Source organism: Ornithinibacillus scapharcae TW25, from assembly GCF_000190475.1.
Classification (GTDB): domain Bacteria; phylum Bacillota; class Bacilli; order Bacillales; family Amphibacillaceae; genus Ornithinibacillus; species Ornithinibacillus scapharcae.
In genome coordinates this window covers 1-19,545 of record NZ_AEWH01000038.1, presented here as the reverse complement: position 1 = coordinate 19,545, position 19,545 = coordinate 1, and the positions used below count along the sequence as shown (strand labels likewise).

At 33.9% G+C, this 19,545-nt stretch carries 22 protein-coding genes and 1 pseudogene; 12 read left to right on the top strand and 11 right to left on the bottom strand.

Annotation, left to right across the window (positions count from 1 at the left end):
• Positions 1-679: 679 nt before the first annotated feature.
• Positions 680-898 (top strand): hypothetical protein, encoded by a 219-nt coding sequence (locus G5W_RS0109205; protein WP_010096081.1) that lies wholly within the window; start codon positions 680-682, stop codon positions 896-898.
• A gap of 9 nt (positions 899-907) precedes the next feature.
• Here G5W_RS0109205 and G5W_RS0109200 read toward each other — a convergent pair whose 3' ends face one another.
• The gene (locus tag G5W_RS0109200) at positions 908-1,339 is read right to left on the bottom strand and encodes a hypothetical protein (RefSeq protein ID WP_010096080.1); all 432 of its coding nucleotides are present in this window, start codon (positions 1,337-1,339) and stop codon (positions 908-910) included.
• 814 nt (positions 1,340-2,153) lie between these two features.
• On the opposite strand from G5W_RS0109200, the gene G5W_RS0109195 reads away from it, so the two are divergent.
• Positions 2,154-2,651, top strand: a complete 498-nt coding sequence (locus tag G5W_RS0109195; RefSeq protein ID WP_010096078.1) for a hypothetical protein — start codon at positions 2,154-2,156, stop codon at positions 2,649-2,651.
• Here G5W_RS0109195 and G5W_RS0109190 read toward each other — a convergent pair.
• On the bottom strand, positions 2,605-2,988 hold the full coding sequence (locus G5W_RS0109190; protein WP_010096077.1) for a hypothetical protein: 384 nt from the start codon (positions 2,986-2,988) through the stop codon (positions 2,605-2,607). The genes G5W_RS0109195 and G5W_RS0109190 overlap by 47 nt on opposite strands.
• Before the next feature lie 396 nt (positions 2,989-3,384).
• Here G5W_RS0109190 and G5W_RS0109185 point away from each other — a divergent pair, with 396 nt between their 5' ends.
• The 6 genes from G5W_RS0109185 (at position 3,385) to G5W_RS0109160 (ending at position 7,391) form a co-directional block, all read left to right on the top strand.
• Positions 3,385-4,317, top strand: a complete 933-nt coding sequence (locus G5W_RS0109185) for a HEPN domain-containing protein (RefSeq protein ID WP_138919007.1) — start codon at positions 3,385-3,387, stop codon at positions 4,315-4,317.
• Positions 4,318-4,598: 281 nt separating this feature from the next.
• Positions 4,599-4,835, top strand: coding sequence for a hypothetical protein (locus tag G5W_RS0109180; RefSeq protein WP_010096073.1), 237 nt, complete (start codon positions 4,599-4,601; stop codon positions 4,833-4,835).
• 5 nt (positions 4,836-4,840) lie between these two features.
• Complete coding sequence (locus G5W_RS0109175) at positions 4,841-5,266, top strand: hypothetical protein (RefSeq protein ID WP_138919006.1); 426 nt, start codon at positions 4,841-4,843, stop codon at positions 5,264-5,266.
• Between the two features lie 54 nt (positions 5,267-5,320).
• Positions 5,321-5,845 (top strand): hypothetical protein, encoded by a 525-nt coding sequence (locus G5W_RS0109170; protein WP_010096069.1) that lies wholly within the window; start codon positions 5,321-5,323, stop codon positions 5,843-5,845.
• A gap of 110 nt (positions 5,846-5,955) precedes the next feature.
• Positions 5,956-6,306, top strand: a complete 351-nt coding sequence (locus G5W_RS0109165) for a hypothetical protein (protein WP_010096068.1) — start codon at positions 5,956-5,958, stop codon at positions 6,304-6,306.
• The gene (locus G5W_RS0109160; RefSeq protein WP_010096067.1) at positions 6,303-7,391 is read left to right on the top strand and encodes a M23 family metallopeptidase; all 1,089 of its coding nucleotides are present in this window, start codon (positions 6,303-6,305) and stop codon (positions 7,389-7,391) included. Before G5W_RS0109165 ends, G5W_RS0109160 begins: the two co-directional genes overlap by 4 nt.
• Positions 7,392-7,828: 437 nt before the next feature.
• Here the strand turns inward: G5W_RS0109160 and G5W_RS22105 are convergent, their stop codons facing one another.
• From G5W_RS22105 to G5W_RS0109130, 5 genes are all read right to left on the bottom strand, one after another.
• On the bottom strand, positions 7,829-8,437 hold the full coding sequence (locus tag G5W_RS22105; RefSeq protein WP_010096066.1) for a hypothetical protein: 609 nt from the start codon (positions 8,435-8,437) through the stop codon (positions 7,829-7,831).
• A 1,185-nt stretch (positions 8,438-9,622) separates the two neighbouring features.
• Positions 9,623-9,796, bottom strand: a complete 174-nt coding sequence (locus G5W_RS23755) for a hypothetical protein (protein ID WP_010096063.1) — start codon at positions 9,794-9,796, stop codon at positions 9,623-9,625.
• 39 nt (positions 9,797-9,835) lie between these two features.
• Complete coding sequence (locus G5W_RS0109140; RefSeq protein ID WP_010096062.1) at positions 9,836-10,216, bottom strand: DUF4257 domain-containing protein; 381 nt, start codon at positions 10,214-10,216, stop codon at positions 9,836-9,838.
• Between the two features lie 218 nt (positions 10,217-10,434).
• Positions 10,435-10,725: a hypothetical protein gene (locus G5W_RS0109135; protein WP_010096061.1), complete on the bottom strand. Its 291-nt coding sequence runs from the start codon at positions 10,723-10,725 to the stop codon at positions 10,435-10,437.
• 251 nt (positions 10,726-10,976) lie between these two features.
• On the bottom strand, positions 10,977-11,492 hold the full coding sequence (locus tag G5W_RS0109130) for an RNA polymerase sigma factor (RefSeq protein ID WP_010096060.1): 516 nt from the start codon (positions 11,490-11,492) through the stop codon (positions 10,977-10,979).
• Between the two features lie 95 nt (positions 11,493-11,587).
• On the opposite strand from G5W_RS0109130, the gene G5W_RS0109125 reads away from it, so the two are divergent.
• A complete protein-coding gene (locus tag G5W_RS0109125) occupies positions 11,588-12,034 on the top strand; it encodes a VOC family protein (protein ID WP_010096059.1) in 447 nt (148 codons plus the stop codon).
• Positions 12,035-12,320: 286 nt separating this feature from the next.
• On the opposite strand, the gene G5W_RS0109120 is transcribed toward G5W_RS0109125, so the two are convergent.
• From G5W_RS0109120 to G5W_RS0109110, 3 genes are all read right to left on the bottom strand, one after another.
• Entirely contained in the window at positions 12,321-12,932 is a 612-nt protein-coding gene (locus G5W_RS0109120) for a hypothetical protein (RefSeq protein WP_010096057.1), read from the bottom strand.
• Between the two features lie 93 nt (positions 12,933-13,025).
• Complete coding sequence (locus G5W_RS0109115; protein ID WP_010096056.1) at positions 13,026-14,327, bottom strand: DEAD/DEAH box helicase; 1,302 nt, start codon at positions 14,325-14,327, stop codon at positions 13,026-13,028.
• A gap of 368 nt (positions 14,328-14,695) precedes the next feature.
• Entirely contained in the window at positions 14,696-15,244 is a 549-nt protein-coding gene (locus G5W_RS0109110; RefSeq protein ID WP_010096055.1) for a sigma-70 family RNA polymerase sigma factor, read from the bottom strand.
• A 307-nt stretch (positions 15,245-15,551) separates the two neighbouring features.
• Between G5W_RS0109110 and G5W_RS20805 the strand changes: the two genes are divergently transcribed.
• From G5W_RS20805 to G5W_RS0109090, 3 genes are all read left to right on the top strand, one after another.
• Entirely contained in the window at positions 15,552-15,821 is a 270-nt protein-coding gene (locus G5W_RS20805; protein WP_010096053.1) for a helix-turn-helix domain-containing protein, read from the top strand.
• Between the two features lie 30 nt (positions 15,822-15,851).
• The gene (locus G5W_RS20800) at positions 15,852-16,319 is read left to right on the top strand and encodes a competence protein ComK (RefSeq protein WP_010096050.1); all 468 of its coding nucleotides are present in this window, start codon (positions 15,852-15,854) and stop codon (positions 16,317-16,319) included.
• Between the two features lie 450 nt (positions 16,320-16,769).
• Positions 16,770-18,098 carry an RNA-dependent RNA polymerase family protein gene (locus G5W_RS0109090; protein WP_010096048.1) on the top strand — a complete coding sequence of 443 codons (1,329 nt, stop codon included), beginning with the start codon at positions 16,770-16,772 and terminating at the stop codon, positions 18,096-18,098.
• An 868-nt stretch (positions 18,099-18,966) separates the two neighbouring features.
• On the opposite strand, the pseudogene G5W_RS0109085 reads toward G5W_RS0109090, so the two are convergent.
• Positions 18,967-19,545 (bottom strand): annotated as a pseudogene (locus G5W_RS0109085) (hypothetical protein); the annotation flags it as partial.

The following is a 19,545-nucleotide window of genomic DNA, read 5'->3' as shown; positions in this document are numbered from 1 at the left end:
TGGTTTTTAATGAAGAAAACAACGGGTTAAAAACCTATATTGGTTTTCTCATATAGGTACAATTCGCTCTATCTGTATTCCTTGATTACTAGATAGTGCCCAGTATGGAACTAATTCTGAAGTATTTTCATCCCGTTCGCTCTTATTCGCTATAGTAACTATCTTACAGAAGATTAATCTAGTTAAGGAGAGAAATAAATTAAAAAGAATCTTTAGCTTCATTAGAGCCAAAGAACCTCAGTAGTTTCTTTCAAATTCAATATTTCATCATAAATTGCTTCTAGATCTAAACTCTAAAATATTTTCATCTGGGTCTATCACATGGAAAGACGAGTGTGCCGAACTTCTTCTCACCTGAAAGTTTTTTGATTCTAAGAGCCGATAGTAATAGAATATTTGCATCGGTTTAGATTCTTTTATTCATAAATAGAAATTTCCATCCGGATTACCTCTCTTTACAGAAAAATATCTTCTTTGGGAGGAAGATATTTTTTATGTTTATTTAAAATAAAACCTTGCATCATATCTAATTGGTTGTAGATACTTACAAAATCATTTGTGGGATCACATCTTAAAGTTTCATCATCTTCCAAATGCATTATTGGAAGATTTTCAAACTCTGAAATTGCTTGTTTTACATTTTCCAGAGAGAATTCATTGAGGACCATTACATCGTACAGTGTTAGCTTTTAAAGGTTCAAATGCTTATTTAATTGTTACAGATATAGCGTCAACTATCCCTGATATGAAAAGTTATGTTGAACAATTAGGCCTAGATCCTTTTAACTCGATTATCCTTGATGGTTCAGGTTCAACCGCTATGAAATGTAAAGAATTTACGAAAAAGGGTGGAGAACGTCATATATTTAATATGATTAGACTTAGGAAGACAAATTAAGAGAGTGGATTATCCACTCTCTTTTTTCTTGATATTTTCAAAGATAGTAAGAATTACAGCCACAACAAATGGAAGTGTATAGTATGGGTTGATAATCAATTGATAACTTGTATTTACAGCAGATTCTTTTATCATGTCTGGAAGAAATGGTGTAATGATCATAGCTATGAATAAGAAAAATACTAAATCAAAGAAAGCACTATCATTATTTAGTTTTCTTTTGAAAAGGTTTTTCAGGTAAGAACCAACAAAACCAATGACAAATATAAAAGTAATAAAAAATAAAGTAATTATGAATGGGAACCAAATAAATATCTCGTAGTTCGAGAATTGTATGGTTTTCGGTTGGTTCGGTTCAAAATAAATAAGTAAGTAATACATTAATGCGGTAATGAAAGATGTTATAAGTAGGTTTAAAACTTTTGAAAAGAAGGCAGTCATTAACAACACCTCGTTTTTAGCGGTTTAGTAAAAAAATTAACTGAGAAATACTATATATAATAGCATATATTCTAGTTTATATTTGAATAATTAAATATTTGAAACCTTTGTTGATTATATACCTGAATACTATTCAGTAAGAGGTGATTTTGCGAAACGATATATAGCGAAAGAAAAAATACGAATCTCAAATCCTTAATATATTTAAATCTTTATCAGATATTTAATGATTTTCATATACAGTTGAAATGAATTTTATCGAACAAAAATTTAATATTTATAGGGAATTCTCGTTAGAATACTTGGAAAGCAACAGTCATAGTTTTTACTTTCAACAAGATAAAATAATCCCACGTAATCTTCAAGAAATTGAAACTATGTTAGAGAAACTAAAGACTAAAAAATTTAATGATTTCTTCGTGCTGAGTAATTATGGGAGTATTAACAAAAGTTAGATTGTGGATACAGATAACAGTTCTATTCCTACATATATTATATTAAAGAAAATGTTAGATAAGAAAAAACTTGAAATCCAAACACCTGCATTAGATATTATATTTAGTACCATTAGTTATTAAAATAACAGGTGCATTAATTGTGCGAATACTATATTATACTAGATTACTTCAACTTCCTCAGATTGATTCAATTTACTCAAGGATTATTATATTAAAAGGGTACTTTTGTCATTTGAGAATGCTTAATAAATTGTTATTATTAATATAAAATGAGCGATGGTTCCTTATTTTTGGAAAATATTGAATCTTATTAGGCGGTTATACGTAAGTATAGTTAAATAAAGGAGGAGATAAACTTGAAAAAATTAATGCAAGTGTTGTTTGCAGTAGTGTTGTTATTTGTAGCAGGGTGTGATGCCGAAACCTCCAAAGAAGATGAGATTAAAGAATTTGTGATGGAATATAAAACCAAAATGTATACAATTGAGGACCCTTCAAATATGCCAACAGGTTCAGAACTCATAGAGCGTATTAAACCTTATGTGTCAGAAAAAGTACATGAAAAGTTATTAGTAAATAGTGGGCTTAATTATATACCCAGGGTAGCAACGAATATCTCTGCAAGTATTGAAGTACAAGATGTTGAACTCACTAAAACAGAAGATAATAAAGACGGAACAACCGATTACGACTTTGTTCTAGAATTAAAGTTTTATAACGAGGATTTTTCAGAAGTTGTAACAAAGGCAGGGCAATTAACTATACAAGATGAAAATGGATATAAAGTTACTCGTGATTGGGTAGAGCCTACTCAATTTGAACAAGACGCTCTTTTAAAAAAGACAAAACAATAAAACGTCTGAATTTATAATGAACTGCCCACGACCCTCTATAGCCCGCGGCACTTTTGATACCACCATTAGTTACATAATTATACATTGGGTCATAGAATTGCGAATCTGGTTGTCCTTCGCAAACTACTTTTTCACCACATTTACATTTATAAAAATGGGCTAGGTATTTAATTGGGTCCTTTGTTTTTTGATCATAAGTATGAGCACCGCCTTGTGCAATCATTCTATGGACTCCATAAACAGCACAAGGTGCAATCCCCGTAGGTTCGATCCCCGTGGACACCTTTTTTTCTTGATTAATTCCCACAGTTTCATTATCAATGAACTGATCTTTCATAATTTAATATCCCCCTTAATTAAATTTGAACTCTATCTGGATTAAGTTCTCATATTAAAAAGTGGAATAAAGAATAAATGAATCAGCTAATCAACTATTTTTTATAATAATCCTTGTTTTTATCACAAATATAATTTGTGAAGTGCGGATTGAAACATCCCAACACGATTGGCCATTTAAAGTAATAACGAATCAAATCGTGAATAGAAAAAGATTTTTCATTCGTTTTTATGTTAATATTTAGGAATATAACAATTAGGAGTTTAATTCCATAAATGTTAAGTTAACGGGATTAGAGTTGTGGTATTTAGCAAACCCTTTTACCAGTGATTTTGAGAAGGATGGACCTTTTAATATTTTTTTGATAGGGATGCAATTATAGATTTTAATATCAAAGTGGATTCTTTATGTGCCAATATTAGTTCTAATTACAATGTTCGTGAGAGTGGTAAAATGTTTTTTGATAAAAAACTACATTTCACCCCTTATATTAAAATAACTCCAGATGAACCTCAATCAATAGAATGGTTTGAAAAAACTGTGCGAAAATTAAGAAATTTATATACTCTGTTACTGAAATCACCTATTCAAATAGAGTCACTAAGAGCAAATATTGGCGAGAATAAAGTAGTTAATATCTACCCGATTCGATTTGAAGAAAAGAAAAAACTAGAGGTTAATTGGTTTGAAATTGAGCCACTATGTTTACCTAGATTAAAAGGTAGTTTAGAAACAGTATTTAACAATTGGTTTGATTCAAAAGCTGAAGCTTCCCAATTACTTTATTCACATATTATAAACTCTCAACATAAGATGCCTGTTGAAGATATTTTTATTAACTACACTAAAGCTTTAGAGAGCTATCATAGAAACTGCGCAGAGCAGGGAACGTTCATTACAGAGGATAGGTATAATTTAGTAGTTGAAAAGATGATTGAAGCAGTTGAAGCAGATGTCACTAATGATTTGAAGAATAAGCTGAAAGCAACTTTAAAGTATGCTAACGAATTCGGATTCCAAAGAAGAATAAAAGAATTAGTCAAATATTTGCCTGAAGAGTTAATAATTGAGATTGATACTTTTAGAGACAGGAAAAATTTTGCCGATAAGGTGAGAAATACAAGAGATCAATTAACTCATTACTCAAACACTGGTGCGGTTGTTTTCAATCACCTTGAAATGATATACGTTAATATGTTACTAAGGATAATAACAATGGTTTATTTATTACGAGACTTAGGGATTCAGGATGAATTTATTATGGAAGCGATATTTAAAGATTCTACCAATTTTGGAATACTAGAGAAAATAAATGAAGTATTAAGTTAATGTGGTTATTTCAGAAAGGGACGCTTACCTGTATCTATCATTAACGCATTTATTATTTACAAACTATAAAGTATTTGGACAAACATAAATAAGATTCCTGCATAAAACATTATATTTTTCCATATTGATTTTTCTTAGAGTATTCGTTAATATAAATTATAAAATAACATAATAATTAAATGGGAACTCCCAATAAGCACACGAATTCATTCGTGCGTTTATTGGGAGTTTTTTATTTCCCGTTTATTATGGCTGTTGAATAAAAAGATGGAGGTGTACCAATGAAAAAGTTTTTTATCACTCTTACCACTTTTGCATTAACAATATTAACAACCTCAACGGTGTTTGCCAATTCTAACCCTTGGAGTAAAGCTGGAATCAAGGATTCCGGTAGTATTGATTCTTCAGGACTGTTTAAGGATTTGGATATGCTAGTCGGTATTGTTATTGCACTAGGGGGATTTATCATTATCAAAGCTTACTATGGGCGTTTTTCTACTATACCATGCGTAGCTTAACCATTATGATTTTTATGATTTTAGGTCCTGTCATGGTTGCTCTTTACTTAATACCACAAACAAAAGATATAACTCTTGGTTGGATTAGGGAATTTATAGGAACTGTATTAGTGCAGGCTGTACATGCCATTACCTTCTTCTTAATAGCAGTACTTTCTATTACAGCCGATGGCACGATTGAGTCTGTAATGTTATACGTTATTTTTATCCCTGTTGGAGAGGCCGTTAAGGGCATATTTGGACTAACCAATAATACACAAGGGGCTTTAGGTAAAGCAACCACATTTAGCGGTTTGGCAGCACTAGGCGGTGTGATAGGCGCGACCAAAGGTGCAATCTCTGGTAAATCGGTATCGGGAGCATTACAGTCTATGAAAAATGGTGCTCAGACTGGCGCAAAAACAGGTAAATCAGATGACGGCTCTAATTAAACGATGAATGTGGGTAGTAATTAGCCAAGCGCTCCAGGAAGAGTATCTGAAAAGATGCTTAGAGCAGGAGATATTGTTTCTGGTGGAGGAAAGGCAGTTGTTGGCTCACTAGGAGCTATTGCAGGAGCTGCATTAGGTCCGGCTGGTGCTTTAATGGGTGCTGAGCTAGGAAGTAGAGGTGGAGGAGCACTAGGTGGTATTACTGCAAGATCCACAGCCGCGTTAGGTCAGGGAATTAATTCACGTATTCAAAAAGGAATTGGTGCGCACAGTCTTTCGCATTCTGAAGGTGATAGCCAATTTACTAGTATTTCAAAAGGGTTAGGTGCTGCTACTGTTGTTTCAGGAATAAGTCGTCAATTTAAAAGGGCTAGCTCCTCGGCATTGCAAGGAATGAGGAATAATCCAAGTCGACCAATTCATGGCGCGTTGTCCAGTCTGAACAATGAACTCAATATAAATGATAAGTTGAAACAAGCTGGCAATGCGATAGTCCATCCTAAAGAATCATTTGATAATTACAGAAGCGCTAATCCAGTCGCTTACAGAGAAACTATGAAAAAGTTTCTGGTTATGTAGGTGGAGTAATTGGTGGAAGAACAGGTCACCAAGTTGGAAATCAACTTGCTCAAAAAGTCTCCCCATTCAAGGACAAAGTTCAGAATCAAATATATTCACCAAGCCAAATTATGCAGAACGCTAGAAGAGATACTAATGGGAATATAGCTCCTGGTTCCGTACAGTTAGTAACGACGTCTGAAGACTCTTACATTCAAATAGAGAATCAATCTGGACAGAAACAAATTGTATCTAAGATGGTAGGGGGGAATGCAAATCTTAAAAAGGGTCAGTCGACCAGCGTAGATATATCTAAACAATTACAGCACATCGTTGCTAATCCTAATATCAATCAAAACGTTGAAAATATGCTTAAGAAAGAAGTTCAGCAACATCAAGTTGTCAATCAACGAAATTTACAAAGAGCATTAAATGATACAAGAAGAAATCCACAAGGTTTTAAAGGGACTGATTTACGATGAATAATAACAATCAGTCACAAGTAGCACAACAAGCTAAGAATGCAATTAAGAAGAAAGTAAAAAGGAAGGTTGCTAAGGTTGCGGTAAAGGTTGTAATGTCTATGGTGATTAAGCTAATAGCGTTAGTAGGATTACCTGTGCTACTAACTATAGCTGGTATCTTCCTTTTAGTTGTTCTCATAAGTGTATTTATTTCTTCCATTTTTGGGGGGAATTATGGTGGTGAGGACTTAGGATTAGAAGGTGAAGCAGAGGAACTAAGGCTATATATCATAGAACAGGTTGAATCAACAGTGGACCATAGTAGACCTGAACAGATTCCTTATAAGTTACCTCATAACTTAATTGCCGCAGTAATGCAAGTTGATGTGATGATGGGAAATGAAACAGAAAAACCAATGATAAAACCAATGGCCGAAGAATTAGCTCCTGACTTTACCTATGATGACATACCTGTAAAAACTGAATCATATACCAGAACTTGTACAAATGGGAACTGTTCAACTAGTGGAACAACAGTTTCTACATCATATGTAGAAAAATTAGTAAAGGTAGTCACTTGGGATGGAGTTGTAAAAATTACCTATGATACTAGTTGGGGTGATTGGCAGGTATCGACTTCATCCTCCTCTACTACAGTTAAAAATAGTGACGGTACAACATCTACAATTAATACTACGGTATATTCTTATTCGAGAACAGAGGAACTAACGGAAGTAAAGCAACGTGAATACGATTATACAAAACTTGAAAATGTATTGTTTGATTGGGATTATAAACGCGAAGATATTCAGTTTGTAGAAGCTGTTTATGATGAAACTGATGGAGAAATCTATTACACCGAATGGTTAGATGGAAATGTAGATGAGGTAGGAAATGGAGGCTACAACCCCAATCCTAATTTACCTAATCTACCACCAGTTGATGATGGTTTATATACCGCGCCTACTACGGGGCCGATTTCGTCGTATATGGGACCCAGATGGGGTACGCAACATTATGGTGTACCAATAGTATCGATAGCAGATGGAGTTGTTTCTAGATCTGAATACCATAACTCTTATAGTATAAGTGAAATTTACTAGAAAAAAGGTAAACCCACCGTTTACCTTTTTTCTAGTATTTTTAACAGAATAGCTATTATTAGTGAAGTTTGTATAATAACTATAACTAATAGACTAATAATCATTTCGCTATCCAGCGATGAATTGATGTTCAATACTAAAAATAATAATGTACTCATAACTAATATTATAAAAGTGTACAGTATTAACTTTCTCAAATGACCCTCACCTTTTAGATTTAATCTAGAGATCCAACTCGATACCGTACGCCCGAGTATCAGTAGTTGAAGTTGGTGTTATACCCAACCCAGCTGGATAAACAGTTACACTAGGGCTACCAGAAAACCTTTTATGACCGTATTCAAACTTAACATTAATTGTTTTAGATGGAAGTGATTTATTTCGGTATACGTATTGACTTATCATTCCACTATTTAAGGTCCAATTGCTATACGTCTTTATATCGTATGATGCACCAACACCAGCACTTGCAGACCAATCAGAGGTGGTTTTTTGTAAGCACTACAGTTGACGTTTCCATCTCCCCAATAATCCCAACAATGTCTACTCTGATGTTGTGTCGGCTTGCCTGAACTCATAGGTATAGAAAGACCAGCTGATTCTGGGAAACCAATTGTCATTTTATCTACTAAAGTGAAAGTAGGTAGTGTCTTCCATCTGAATTGACCAAGGAGATAAAATTTATCACTTCCAGAACGATCACTAGTTACTTTATATCCATATCCTTTTACGTCAATTTGACTTGATGGAATGGTCTTCATGAGTTTAATTTCTCCATCTGAGTAGCTTGTAGCTATATCATCATTAGTAGATTCTCTGCTGACTAACTTCGCCTTATCCTTTATTAAATGTTTTAGAACATCCTCTGGTAGTGATTCTATTTCTTCCTTAGTATGACCAACTTCGTTTACTAGGTAGTCGTACTCATTTTCTGTTAATCTGATGTCTTTGGAATTATAAGCGGATTCTGCTGAAACATTGAGGCCTAAAATTAGTAACCCAAACACTACAACTAGTAGCTGAACAAGGTGCTTTTTAAGACTCATTTTTACCACAATCCTTTTAGATAAATTTTTACACTATATATAATTAAACAACAGTCACCTAAAACCCTTTATTTTCCATTATTTTTATTTAAAAATGAGGCTATTTTACCAAATATCTGTAAACTCGAAAGAACGACATAATATAGGATAATGTAGTATTTAGTGAATATCGAAGAGTCAAATCATACTTTTAAAAACATGAATCATCTTGTCTTTCACATTATATCGTGTAAAATAGAGACAGCATGATAGAACGGGTGGGGATATCGCTTCCCTTCTGGAAACCATTTGCTTGGTGAAAGGAGGGGATGTCGATGGAGATAGAAGTAGTATTGTTAATTTTAACGGTGCTTTTTACAGCTGGTGCATTTTTGTTGAAGCTGTTAGACTTCATTAGACAGTTAGTCAAAGATTTTATTGACAAAAGCTGAACCCCACCCTTTGATCGCTAAATCAAAATAAGGGTGAGGTTCTTTTTTGTACATGCATATTGTCCAGGAGGGAGCCCCACCCGAACATCAGTATCATGCAAACTAAACCGGGAATGTTGACAGCATTCTCGGTTATTATATTAGTATTGTTTATTTACTGTTATTATACATAGTAATAAAAAATATGTCTATTGGCTTTGTCCAAACAACATGTACCAATATTCAGTTTCCCCATAAATTACGTATACATAACACAGATATCAAAAGAAATAAACGTCTAGTATCTAAATAGCTTAAGGCCTTTCTACCGTCATTTTACTAAAATAGACTAAGCTGTTCCATTTCGTCGTTCAATCCCCTTTTAGAATCTAATATCTGCTGTTTAGTTTCCTTCCTACATATTTCATTTGTAATTGAATGACGACTATAGGTACCAAGGTTATGATGTGGGTTGATAACAACTACAAAGAGTTTTCACCTCTGAATCTATCTCTTCATAGTAACATGTTAATTTTCCCATCACACATTCTTTAAAGTGACTACGTGAAGCGAACCCAGCTCTACTAAAACCAGTCTTGGTAAGGCCATTTTTCTGTTTGGTATTCACATTTTTTACCTCCGCTAATTTTATATGCCTTTTCCACTATCTCCTTAACTTTTTAATGAATTATCTTTATAGGAATTAGTGCTAGCCTTAACTAATAATTTAAAAAGGCAGACTAGGAAAAATCCTTGTCCACCTTTTCTTTTCTTCTTACTTCTCATTAATACTTGACAACACATGTTTCTCCGCCTTTGCTATCGTATTATGTAACATTTTGCCATAATATCGAACTTGCCGCGGATACTTCGCTCTAACCAGTTTAGTTTTGATTTTTGTAATCTTCTCTTTTTCGTCCCTAGTCAAATTTTGTATTAATGTTGACATGTTAATTCCTCCTATTTTATCCTATCAAGCCTCTGAAATTCACTCTTTACTTTTTTCGCTGTCAATTTGTCTTTTAATTTCGGCAATTAGCTTTTCCTCTGCTTCTTCCAACATTTTGCGCTTCTCTTCACTCGCATGTAACTGCTGACTTAACAAGATAGATTCTCCACTTAAACCAGCAATGATAGAAATACCAATAATAGATGGATATTCCAAATCTAGAGCACCTGGTACTAAAATAGTTATGGCCAACAATGCGGCAATAGCACCTACAAATACATCATAGATAAAACCAAAGTAGTTTTTTCCATCAACTTTATAAGGTTTATCCAACTCTCTCCTACTGTTCATTAAGCTAACTAAGAAACCGATTAGTCCACCAAGAAAAACTGATAAGAACAGTTTGCCAATAATGATCATAATAGTATCATCCCCCCTATCTTTTTTAATTAGAAAAACAAAAAGAGCCCCAGGGGGATTAATAACCATACTTATTGTATGATAATTAATCATCCCAAAGGACTCTATGTTTATAGTTTATTAAAACCTGCAGCTAACCTAATTGAAAGGTTGCTAATTAAGTAGAAAAGAAAAAGATTATATATCTATTATATATAGTAGTTAACCAAAAGAAAACATCAAACTACTGTTTTATCGACTTCAGCTAATAATGCCTTTATTTTGTCTTTGTAGAAACGTACACGTCTTGGATATTTTGCATTTTTAATTTTTTCTCTATATCCTAGATATAAATCGAGTTGTTCTTTAGTAAAGGAACTCGTAGCCGTAGGATTTTGTGTTCTCGCTAGATCGATTAAAGTATTGAGTCGTTTTGAATAATACTCAGCCTCTTCTAATGATTTCGCATTATTCAAAAGATCCCTTATAAGACTATACTCATTCCTTTGTTCTTCAGTAAAAGAAATCATCAAAATCCCTCCTTTTATTACTATAATATTAACATAATCTAATGCAATTAACACGTTCACGAAAAAAATGATTTCCAAAAGATTGACTTCTTATGCATTGAAATGAGAACTACATGGATGGTTGGGACCGTCAAGTAAAATGAAACAGTTAATGCTAAAATAACTGAAACACTTTATTGGGAATTTAATCCCTCCTTTATGGTGGATGGCAGCCTCTTACAACAAGGCATCTGTTAATCATCGTACTGATTTTATACGGTCGCTTTTGAGAATGCTATCATTATTTCGTGACTTGGGGTTTGTGCTTCCATGTCTAAATCACTATTATGTAATTTTAGCTTTTTTCTAGAGCGATGAAGCGCTGTTTTAATAGATTCATTACTTATTCTTAGCATAGATGCTATCTCTTTTGAACTGTAGCCAAATACATCCTTCAACGTAACAAGCATAGCCTGTTTCAAAGGTAAAGTAGATAGTAGGATTTCAATTAGACCGTCATAATCTATCAAATCGTCCGCTTCTCCTAAAAGGTTTTCGTTCAACGGAATACTTTCTTTATATTTCCTTTTCTCATCGATAAAATGGTTCTTAGCAACCGTACATAAATAGGAGTATGCAATCTCTTTGTTCGGATTCGTTTTCTTTATTTTATAGACTTTTAGCATCGTTTCTTGAACAAGATCCTCAGCTGTCCAAGGTGACCCAGTCAACATTAAGCAATATTTATAAAGTTTATTAATCTCAGTTTCTAACACTTCAAAAACCATGGTTGCCTCCCTTTTTCTATATATTTATATGTAAATGTAACTTTTACACTATTATATTCGTTATAAGAAAGAATTTCATTTTAAGGAGGAAGATTATGTTTAAAGTAGGCGGTATATTTATACCAGTTACAGACATTGAGAAATCTACTGATTGGTATGTAAAGTTTCTTGGAGCTAGGATTATCGATAGTTGGGGGGAGGGCGTTGGATTTTACTTACCAGAGGGGACTGCACAATTAGCTTTGGTAAAAGTGGAATCACCTCAGCCAACTGAATTTACTATCAAGGGTAGCCGAAAGAATTCCTATTATAATTTTGTGGTGGATGATATCGACATGGCACATCAACATTTCAAGAACAATGACATACCAACTACCGAGATCGATGATTTAGGTGGAATGAAGTTTTTTGATTTCTTTGACTTGGACGGTAACCCATTTAGTGTGGTTAATGAAGTTGAAGGCTCCCCATACCACTCCGATAATATACGGGAAATGCAGGAGAGGGATAAAAAGAATAAATTAATTTTTGATAACAAGTAAATAATTGCCTCTTAGTTAGTTAGGAACCTGTAATACTAGACTAATTACAGACAAAAGAAAAACGAGCTTGAAATCTCAGGCTCGTTTCTTTCTTTTTGAGAGCTTTATCATATTTGCAATGTTTTCTATGATAAAGAAGATGGCTTGCAATTATTTTTATTACTAAAGTGACTACACTAAACTCCTAACCAATCCATCTTCACCATATTCTATATTGCTCCCATTGATATAAAAGGGCTTACTGTATCAATCCCCATCATTTCTAATATAGAAAGAAGAGCGACGATTAATTCACGTCCATACTTCCATCTTCTATTCCTTCCACTAATTTAAAAATAAATCGATAAATTAACCGATATGCTTCCTCTAATGACATCTCTTCATGAAACCCTTCCACATAATTCAAGGCAAAATTCAAGTCCCACATGCCATCCTTTTGATTGAACATCAATTCGAATCTTGCTTCATCTCCAGATAGTTCTTTACTTAAGTATTCTTTAAGAGATAACTCAAACTTTTTCTGCAATTGCAATCCTACCATAACGTCGTATGTACCAAATACATCACTTAGTTCCAACGAAACTGCATCGACGCCGATAAGTTCCAACCAATCCGATTCTAAGTAAAGAAACTCATTCTTGTGTTTTTGAAGGTAGTCAATTGGATGTTCTAAGAAAACGAATGATTCTTCAGCAAGCATTTCTTCCGTTTCTTTATCGCATCTTTCTATGTAAGCATCTAGGAAACGTGTCGTAGGATCTTTTTCTATAAGTGTAATATCATTTGAGATTAATTCATATTTCTCAATAAACTCTTTTTCCTCTTGATATATTTCAACCGTAGGCATTTCACCCATCAATTCGGATGAAATGTATTGTTTTATTCGTTTATGTAACATTGGTGTATCCTCCTGAATATAGTGCCTATCACCAGTGCGGTACTTCTTTCGTGCATGTTGGGTAAAAGCACGCCATTTCATGTTTCTTACTCTTTAACGAGTACGTTTGCTACCTCTTGTTGTAGTACCTGAATTACCTTTTGGTCGGCGATTATTAGGTTTCCTGCTTGAAGAAGGATTTGACGAATACCTGTTATCTTTTCTACGACCTTCAGAAGTACTACCTTCTTTTAACTGTTCACGGCTTACTCTATCATAATCCTCTCGATCAGGGATACTTATCCCTTCTATCACTTGTATGTCAAACTTTTGACCAATGCCTTTTTCAATCATTCGTAGGAACTCCATATCCTTAGGAGCCACTAACGTAATGGCAACCCCATCTCCACCTGCACGCCCAGTTCGTCCAATCCGGTGAACATAGCTTTCCACATCATGGGGAATATCATAATTATAGACATGTGTCACACCCTCTACATCAAGGCCCCGTGCGGCAACTTCTGTCGCAACTAAAAACTGAGTTTTCGCCTCACGAAAACGTTTCATCGCTTTTTCACGTTTGGACTGTGTTAAATCCCCATGCAATTCGTCTGATTCATAACCGCTCGCAATCAATGCTTCGTGTAGTTTTTTAGCACGTACTTTTGTACGACAGAATATAATCGCTAAAAAAGGCCGATGTTCTTGAATTAAATTTAATAACGTTGCTTGCTTTCTTCTATCCGTTGTTTCAATGACCACTTGTTTAATCTCATCAACCGTAACACGTTCTGCTTTCACTTCAATGAATTCTGGCTCTACCATATATTTTTTTGCTAAAGACCGAATTTCGTTAGGCATAGTCGCAGAGAACAGCATGGTTTGTCTAGAAGAAAGTGTTTCATGAATGATATCATCCACCTCTGGAAGAAAGCCCATCAGTAACATTTGGTCAGCTTCATCTATCACAAGCATCTGAACCGTAGAAAGTTCGATTGTTCCACGACGAATATGATCTAATAACCGACCTGGTGTTGCAACGACTATATGCGTGGAACCCTTTAACTTTTTTAATTGATGCGCCACATCCTGACCACCGTACACTGCTAGCGTATGGATGCCTTCTACATTTTCAACCATTCTCTTTATTTCTTTTGAAATTTGCAGCGCTAATTCTCTTGTTGGAGTTAATATAAGTGCTTGAACATCTGACTTTTGCACATCAATCTTTTCCAGAATCGGAAGAACAAAAGCCAACGTCTTTCCTGTTCCCGTTTGTGCTTTTGCAATAACATCCTTCCCCTCAAGTACAGATGGTATCGTCCGTTCTTGGATGGAAGTAGGAGTTATTATTCCTAATGACCGTAATGTATGGTTAATCTCTTTTCGAATACCTAGTTGTAAAAAGTCAGGCAATGCTAATCACGTCTCTTTTCTTATATCTTATATTGATGTTAGTTTGTTTTTTGGAAGGCTTGTTAACTATAGCATATTGGTTAGTATTTACGGAGTGAATTGGATTATTAATTTAAATGGAGCATGGGGACTTGTCTCATGCTTAACCCGAATAAATTTTTGAGAAAGAAAAAAGGAAGTAAAAGGGGAAAGTTATTATAGGTTCAGCAGTAAGTATTGTCCAAAATAGGTACGTTCCTACTTTTAGACTAACTCCTTCCTCTCCTCTGGTGTCATTTCTTCTGAACTAGTAATTCTCATTAGAAAGTATATCATGTAAAAAAATATATTAAATTTGCACTTAATTCAGAGGATAGACCCCATCCTTTTCATAAGCCTGTAAACCTATCTAAAACTTTGGATGCGCGCAGCTTCCTCCTAGCCTCCCTCGACCAGCTCTTGACTGCTTCAACGCTTACCCCCTCTTGTTCTGCTATCTCCTTTTGGGAAAACCCTTGAATGACATAATAGTACACCCACTTCCACTGGTTCGGAGTTAGGATTTTCTTTACCTCACACCAAACCTTCGCATCATCAATCTCAATACCTTCTTGCTTTAGAAGAGGGAAAATACTAGCTGTAGAATTGTTCCCATCCAGCTTATCAATACTCTCCTTATCTGCGTAGGCATCACTAATCTTCTGTTCCCTTGCCTTACTACGAATCAAATCTATCAAGCGATTCCGAATGACAAAGTTGAAATACGTTGCGAGTGGTCCTTTATCCGGTTGATAGTTCTTATAAGCAATCCACATGGCATAAAGCCCCTCTACATAAAACTCATTATGCGGATCTCTAATATTTAATTTGTGAATCTGATAGTGAATTCGATTTTCATTCTGTTTTACTATTTCTTCAAACGTAAAATCCTTATTCATTGAACACGCTCCTACAAGCTGTATTTGTGCCGGCATCATTAGGATAGGTGGAATGTTGGTGGATGTCATACTGGCTAACTATCGGTGATATGGCAGAGAAATTGAAATTTGTAGTAGGAGATTCATTTTTTGGGATAAAATCAGGTCCTAAAATTGCGTTTTGGAGCTAGTGATAGAAGTTAGATAGATTTTTCTATTTTTCATTTTGCTGCATTTAATTTTACATATATTGTCATAATCCATACGTTCGTTTGTAGTTGATTCTAGATGCTCCTATGAAAATGGGTACAAAAAGGGACGTGCCCATGTGAATAAAGAGCAGCTACAATTGATATCCGACCTTTTTGGTCATGAAATAAGAATGTATAGAATGATAGAAAAAGATGTTACACAAGAACGGTTTGCACAGGATACTGGGATTGGTCCGGAGCATATTGGGGAGATTGAGAGAGGAGCCAAATTGGTACGCATTGAAACTTTACTAAGGCTTCGCAAAGCTGGAGTAAATATCAATCAAATATTTGATCGGATACTTAAGGAATTAGGGGAAAATGGGATTGATATTGGTAAAGAGTAAAGTTTGCCTAGCTGATAAGGGAACTATCTTATGATATCAGTACATCCTCATTATGAAATTACGGAGCAAACCGTTGCACTGATTCCTAGTAAACATATTGATTATCAAACGATTGTAATAGAAGTAGATAAAGAATTGTACATAAAGAAAACCCCTTTTGAGATTATCGAAAAGGGCTGTTTGGATAACTTTTCAACTTTTGAAGGTAGAAGAAAGGCAGTTATGCATCTTACTGGGTTTAGGAGGAAGGTTCCTATTCCTATTAGTGTTTATCGGGGGATTTTTGTGTTTCCTACTCAGGCTTTTAGGGACTGGGATTGTTGTTGGGTTTTTTATGGTCATGTTGAGGGGGTTGTGGAGATAGGGGAGGAGCAATCTTTGGTTTTGTTTAAGGGCGGAAGGCAGGTCAGAGTGGATGTTTCTAAGGTGAGTTTATTGAAGCAGTTGGAGAGGGCGAGATTTGTGATTTCTTTAATTAGGAGACAAATTTTAAGCTAAATCACAAATTGATTACCGCCTTTCCCGGTAAATTAAGAATGAATAATTATTGATGTTTAATGATAGAATAGTAGAACAATTATATCGGTAGTGTTATAATTGTTGAGTCTACTATTAGTATGCTAGTAGCATTCAATGTATCAAATTGTCAAATAACAGCCTAGACACACAACTACACAATTCTGGAGCATAGGTTATCTCAATTATTAATAATCTTATTAATAACCGACATAACCAATAAAGTTTAGTGTGAAATGATGATTTACATATTTCCATTAAATCAGCCTCCTTGTTGGTGACATATACATTGTAACTTATAAGTTGCATCACCCCTGGTGTGCTACATGTAAAAATGGCCAATATTGTAGCGACTATGGCCTAGAGTGCAAAAGGAACACTTGTCAGAGACCAGGTCTGCTGTTCCTTTCGCTCCAAAAAGGAGAAATTGATATGCTGGATTCAAATGTATACAAAAAGAAGCGGTATATACATTTTGATCATAGAATAGATATAGAAAAAGTGGAAAGCTATGTAACTAATGGCAAAAAGATTGCTAAACATAGCTTTTTGCCATTTATTCATTATGTTTCAACATTTGATAGATATATAGGGCAACCAAACACTGAAATAAATGGTCGTCCAATAAAAGATAAAAACCGAGATATTATGTATGCTGGACATCTCGATAATTATATTTACAAATACTACGCAGAAGAGTTAAATGAAAAATATAATAGTTTCACTAGAAATAACTGTATAGATGACTGTTCTATTGCGTATAGGAGTAACAAAAAAGGAAAATCTAATATTAACTTTGCTGCGGAAGTAATCAACAAAATAGTCGACTTTGATGATGTCTATATCTTGATCGGAGACTTTACGAAGTTTTTCGATAAAATTAATCATAGAATTCTAAAAGAAAATCTATTGAAAGTCCTACAAGTAAATAGGTTAGAAGATGATTGGTACAATGTCTATAAATCTATTACCAAGTTTGGTTATTATGAGAAGGAATTTTTAATTGAAAAATTTGGAACGGATCGTCAAATAAAATGTAATAACAAGTCCAGTTATTTTGATTATATGAATGAGTTTAGAACCTTTCAACGCATGTATCGTTGTAAGAAGAATGACGAAAATTTTGGTATTCCCCAAGGAACTGCAATAAGTGCTGTTTATGCCAATGTCTATGCTATTAATTTTGATATTGAGATTAATAAAATCTCAAGTCAATATGGTGGAATATATAGACGATATTCTGATGACTTTATTTTAGTTATACCTAAGAGGATAGGTAATAAAGTCATCTCGCAAGAGGAATTTAGAAAGTTGGAACTTCTGGTTAGAGACATTTCTAATAGTAATAAAATAGAACTACACGAAGGTAAGACAGAGAAGTTAGAGTATAAAAATGGTGAGATCCATAGCTTGGATACCTCGAAAAAGCATCGTTTAGATTATCTAGGTTTTGTATTTGATGGGAAGACAGTAAAAATGAGAGGGAAAAGTCCTTATAAATTTTACAGAGAAGCAAACAAACTGATTATTAAAGCGAATAAAGTAAAGAAAGAAAAAAATTTAGATAAAGTCCCATATAGAAAACGAATTTACGGTTTTTATACCGACCTAGGAATTAATAGAGGTACATATGGTAATTTCATCACTTATGTAGTTAGGGCTCAAAGTAAATTTGATAAGTTATCACCTAGAACTGATAATATAATGATGAAACAAATTAGGAATCGAAAGAAGATTGTGAGAAAATTGGATGACAAATAATCTTGGTATTCATACTATACAATTAATAGAAAAATCCCCCGAATTATTATCCGAGGGATTTTTCCTATATATAAGCGGGATAGTAAAACTACGCAAAAAGTTTTTTACATATCCTAATAAGTGTCCCTTTATACCATTAAAATCTTTCTGTAAATCAAGAGATACATCAAAATTTGATTACCCTTAATCTGATTATGGTTGGGCTGATTCAATGCAGTTGTCTTCGCATAAAGCAACATATCTGCAACTGTTTCACCCAGTCCTTTCTCCCAAATATTTTATAGGTAAATATAACGATAAAGGTTACCGGATTTTGCTTTGTAGCTCCTCCTTCAAACCTTGCTACCATATTCTCAGAATAAAATTTTGCATCTACAATGTTTTCTATCTTTTTGAAGTACTAATTCTGTTTGCATAATCGGTAATGCCTCAGTAAATTCATCACCAACACTCCAATAAACTTGAGGACTGGAAACATTTTACTTCGTTTAAAAGTGAACTGCTAAATCCTATGCTATGGCGTTAATAATTATAATCTACAACAACCTTTTCTACAGAAACAGGATTCGTACGCCTTTTTCAACTTCCTGTTCTTCACTTTTAGACGAGCTGATTTCGAATCAGAAGTCGTCTTGACCATTGTTCATAATTTCACACCTCATTATCCTTAACAGTAATTTGTTCCTATACAACTTGAGCCGTATAATAAAACTTTTGGCTCTTTAGCTGTCGTTTATATCCCCACTGAGTAAATGTTACCATTAAACATAAAATTAAATAGACTTTAAATTGCCATTAAAAATAGATACTTCGTTCTGAGTAGTTTACCGGGTACCTCGATAATTTTTTAAAAATTAGATTGGAATATTTAATAGTTATTTAAAAGAATTGCTAACTTCTCTAATTCTATATTGATAATTTCAAAATCAGTGTTTAAATTATTCTCTCTAACCAGAGCCCTTTTCTCTTTTTCTTCTTCGGAATTTAACCATTCTAAGCTTTCTAATAATCCCCTTTCTTCGAAGAATTTTGTTGTATTTAGATTTGCAATTGGTATATATTCTTTGGTCTCTTTATGTAATAATATTCCTTTAATCTTAAAAGATTTAATTAAGTCTTTTAATTTTCCATCATGGGATAAGAAAAATGGTATAAAATAGGATTTTTCCTTATTTACATTTATTTGAAACTCCATAATTCTTGGAACCAAAAAGTCCCAAGCTATATTTTCGATCTTTTCTAACAGTCCTTCTTGGTTACCATTCTTATTAATTTTATTCAGCATAGCAACAGAATGAGTATCTTCAAAATAATTAAAAGCAGTTATTAATTCTCTCTCGTAATATATACCTACCTTATTAGCTACAAATTCAAATAACATCTTCATTTTATTCTTAGCACTTTTCTTGCTACTAAACTGTATTTGCCAAATACCTAGTGTGTACGT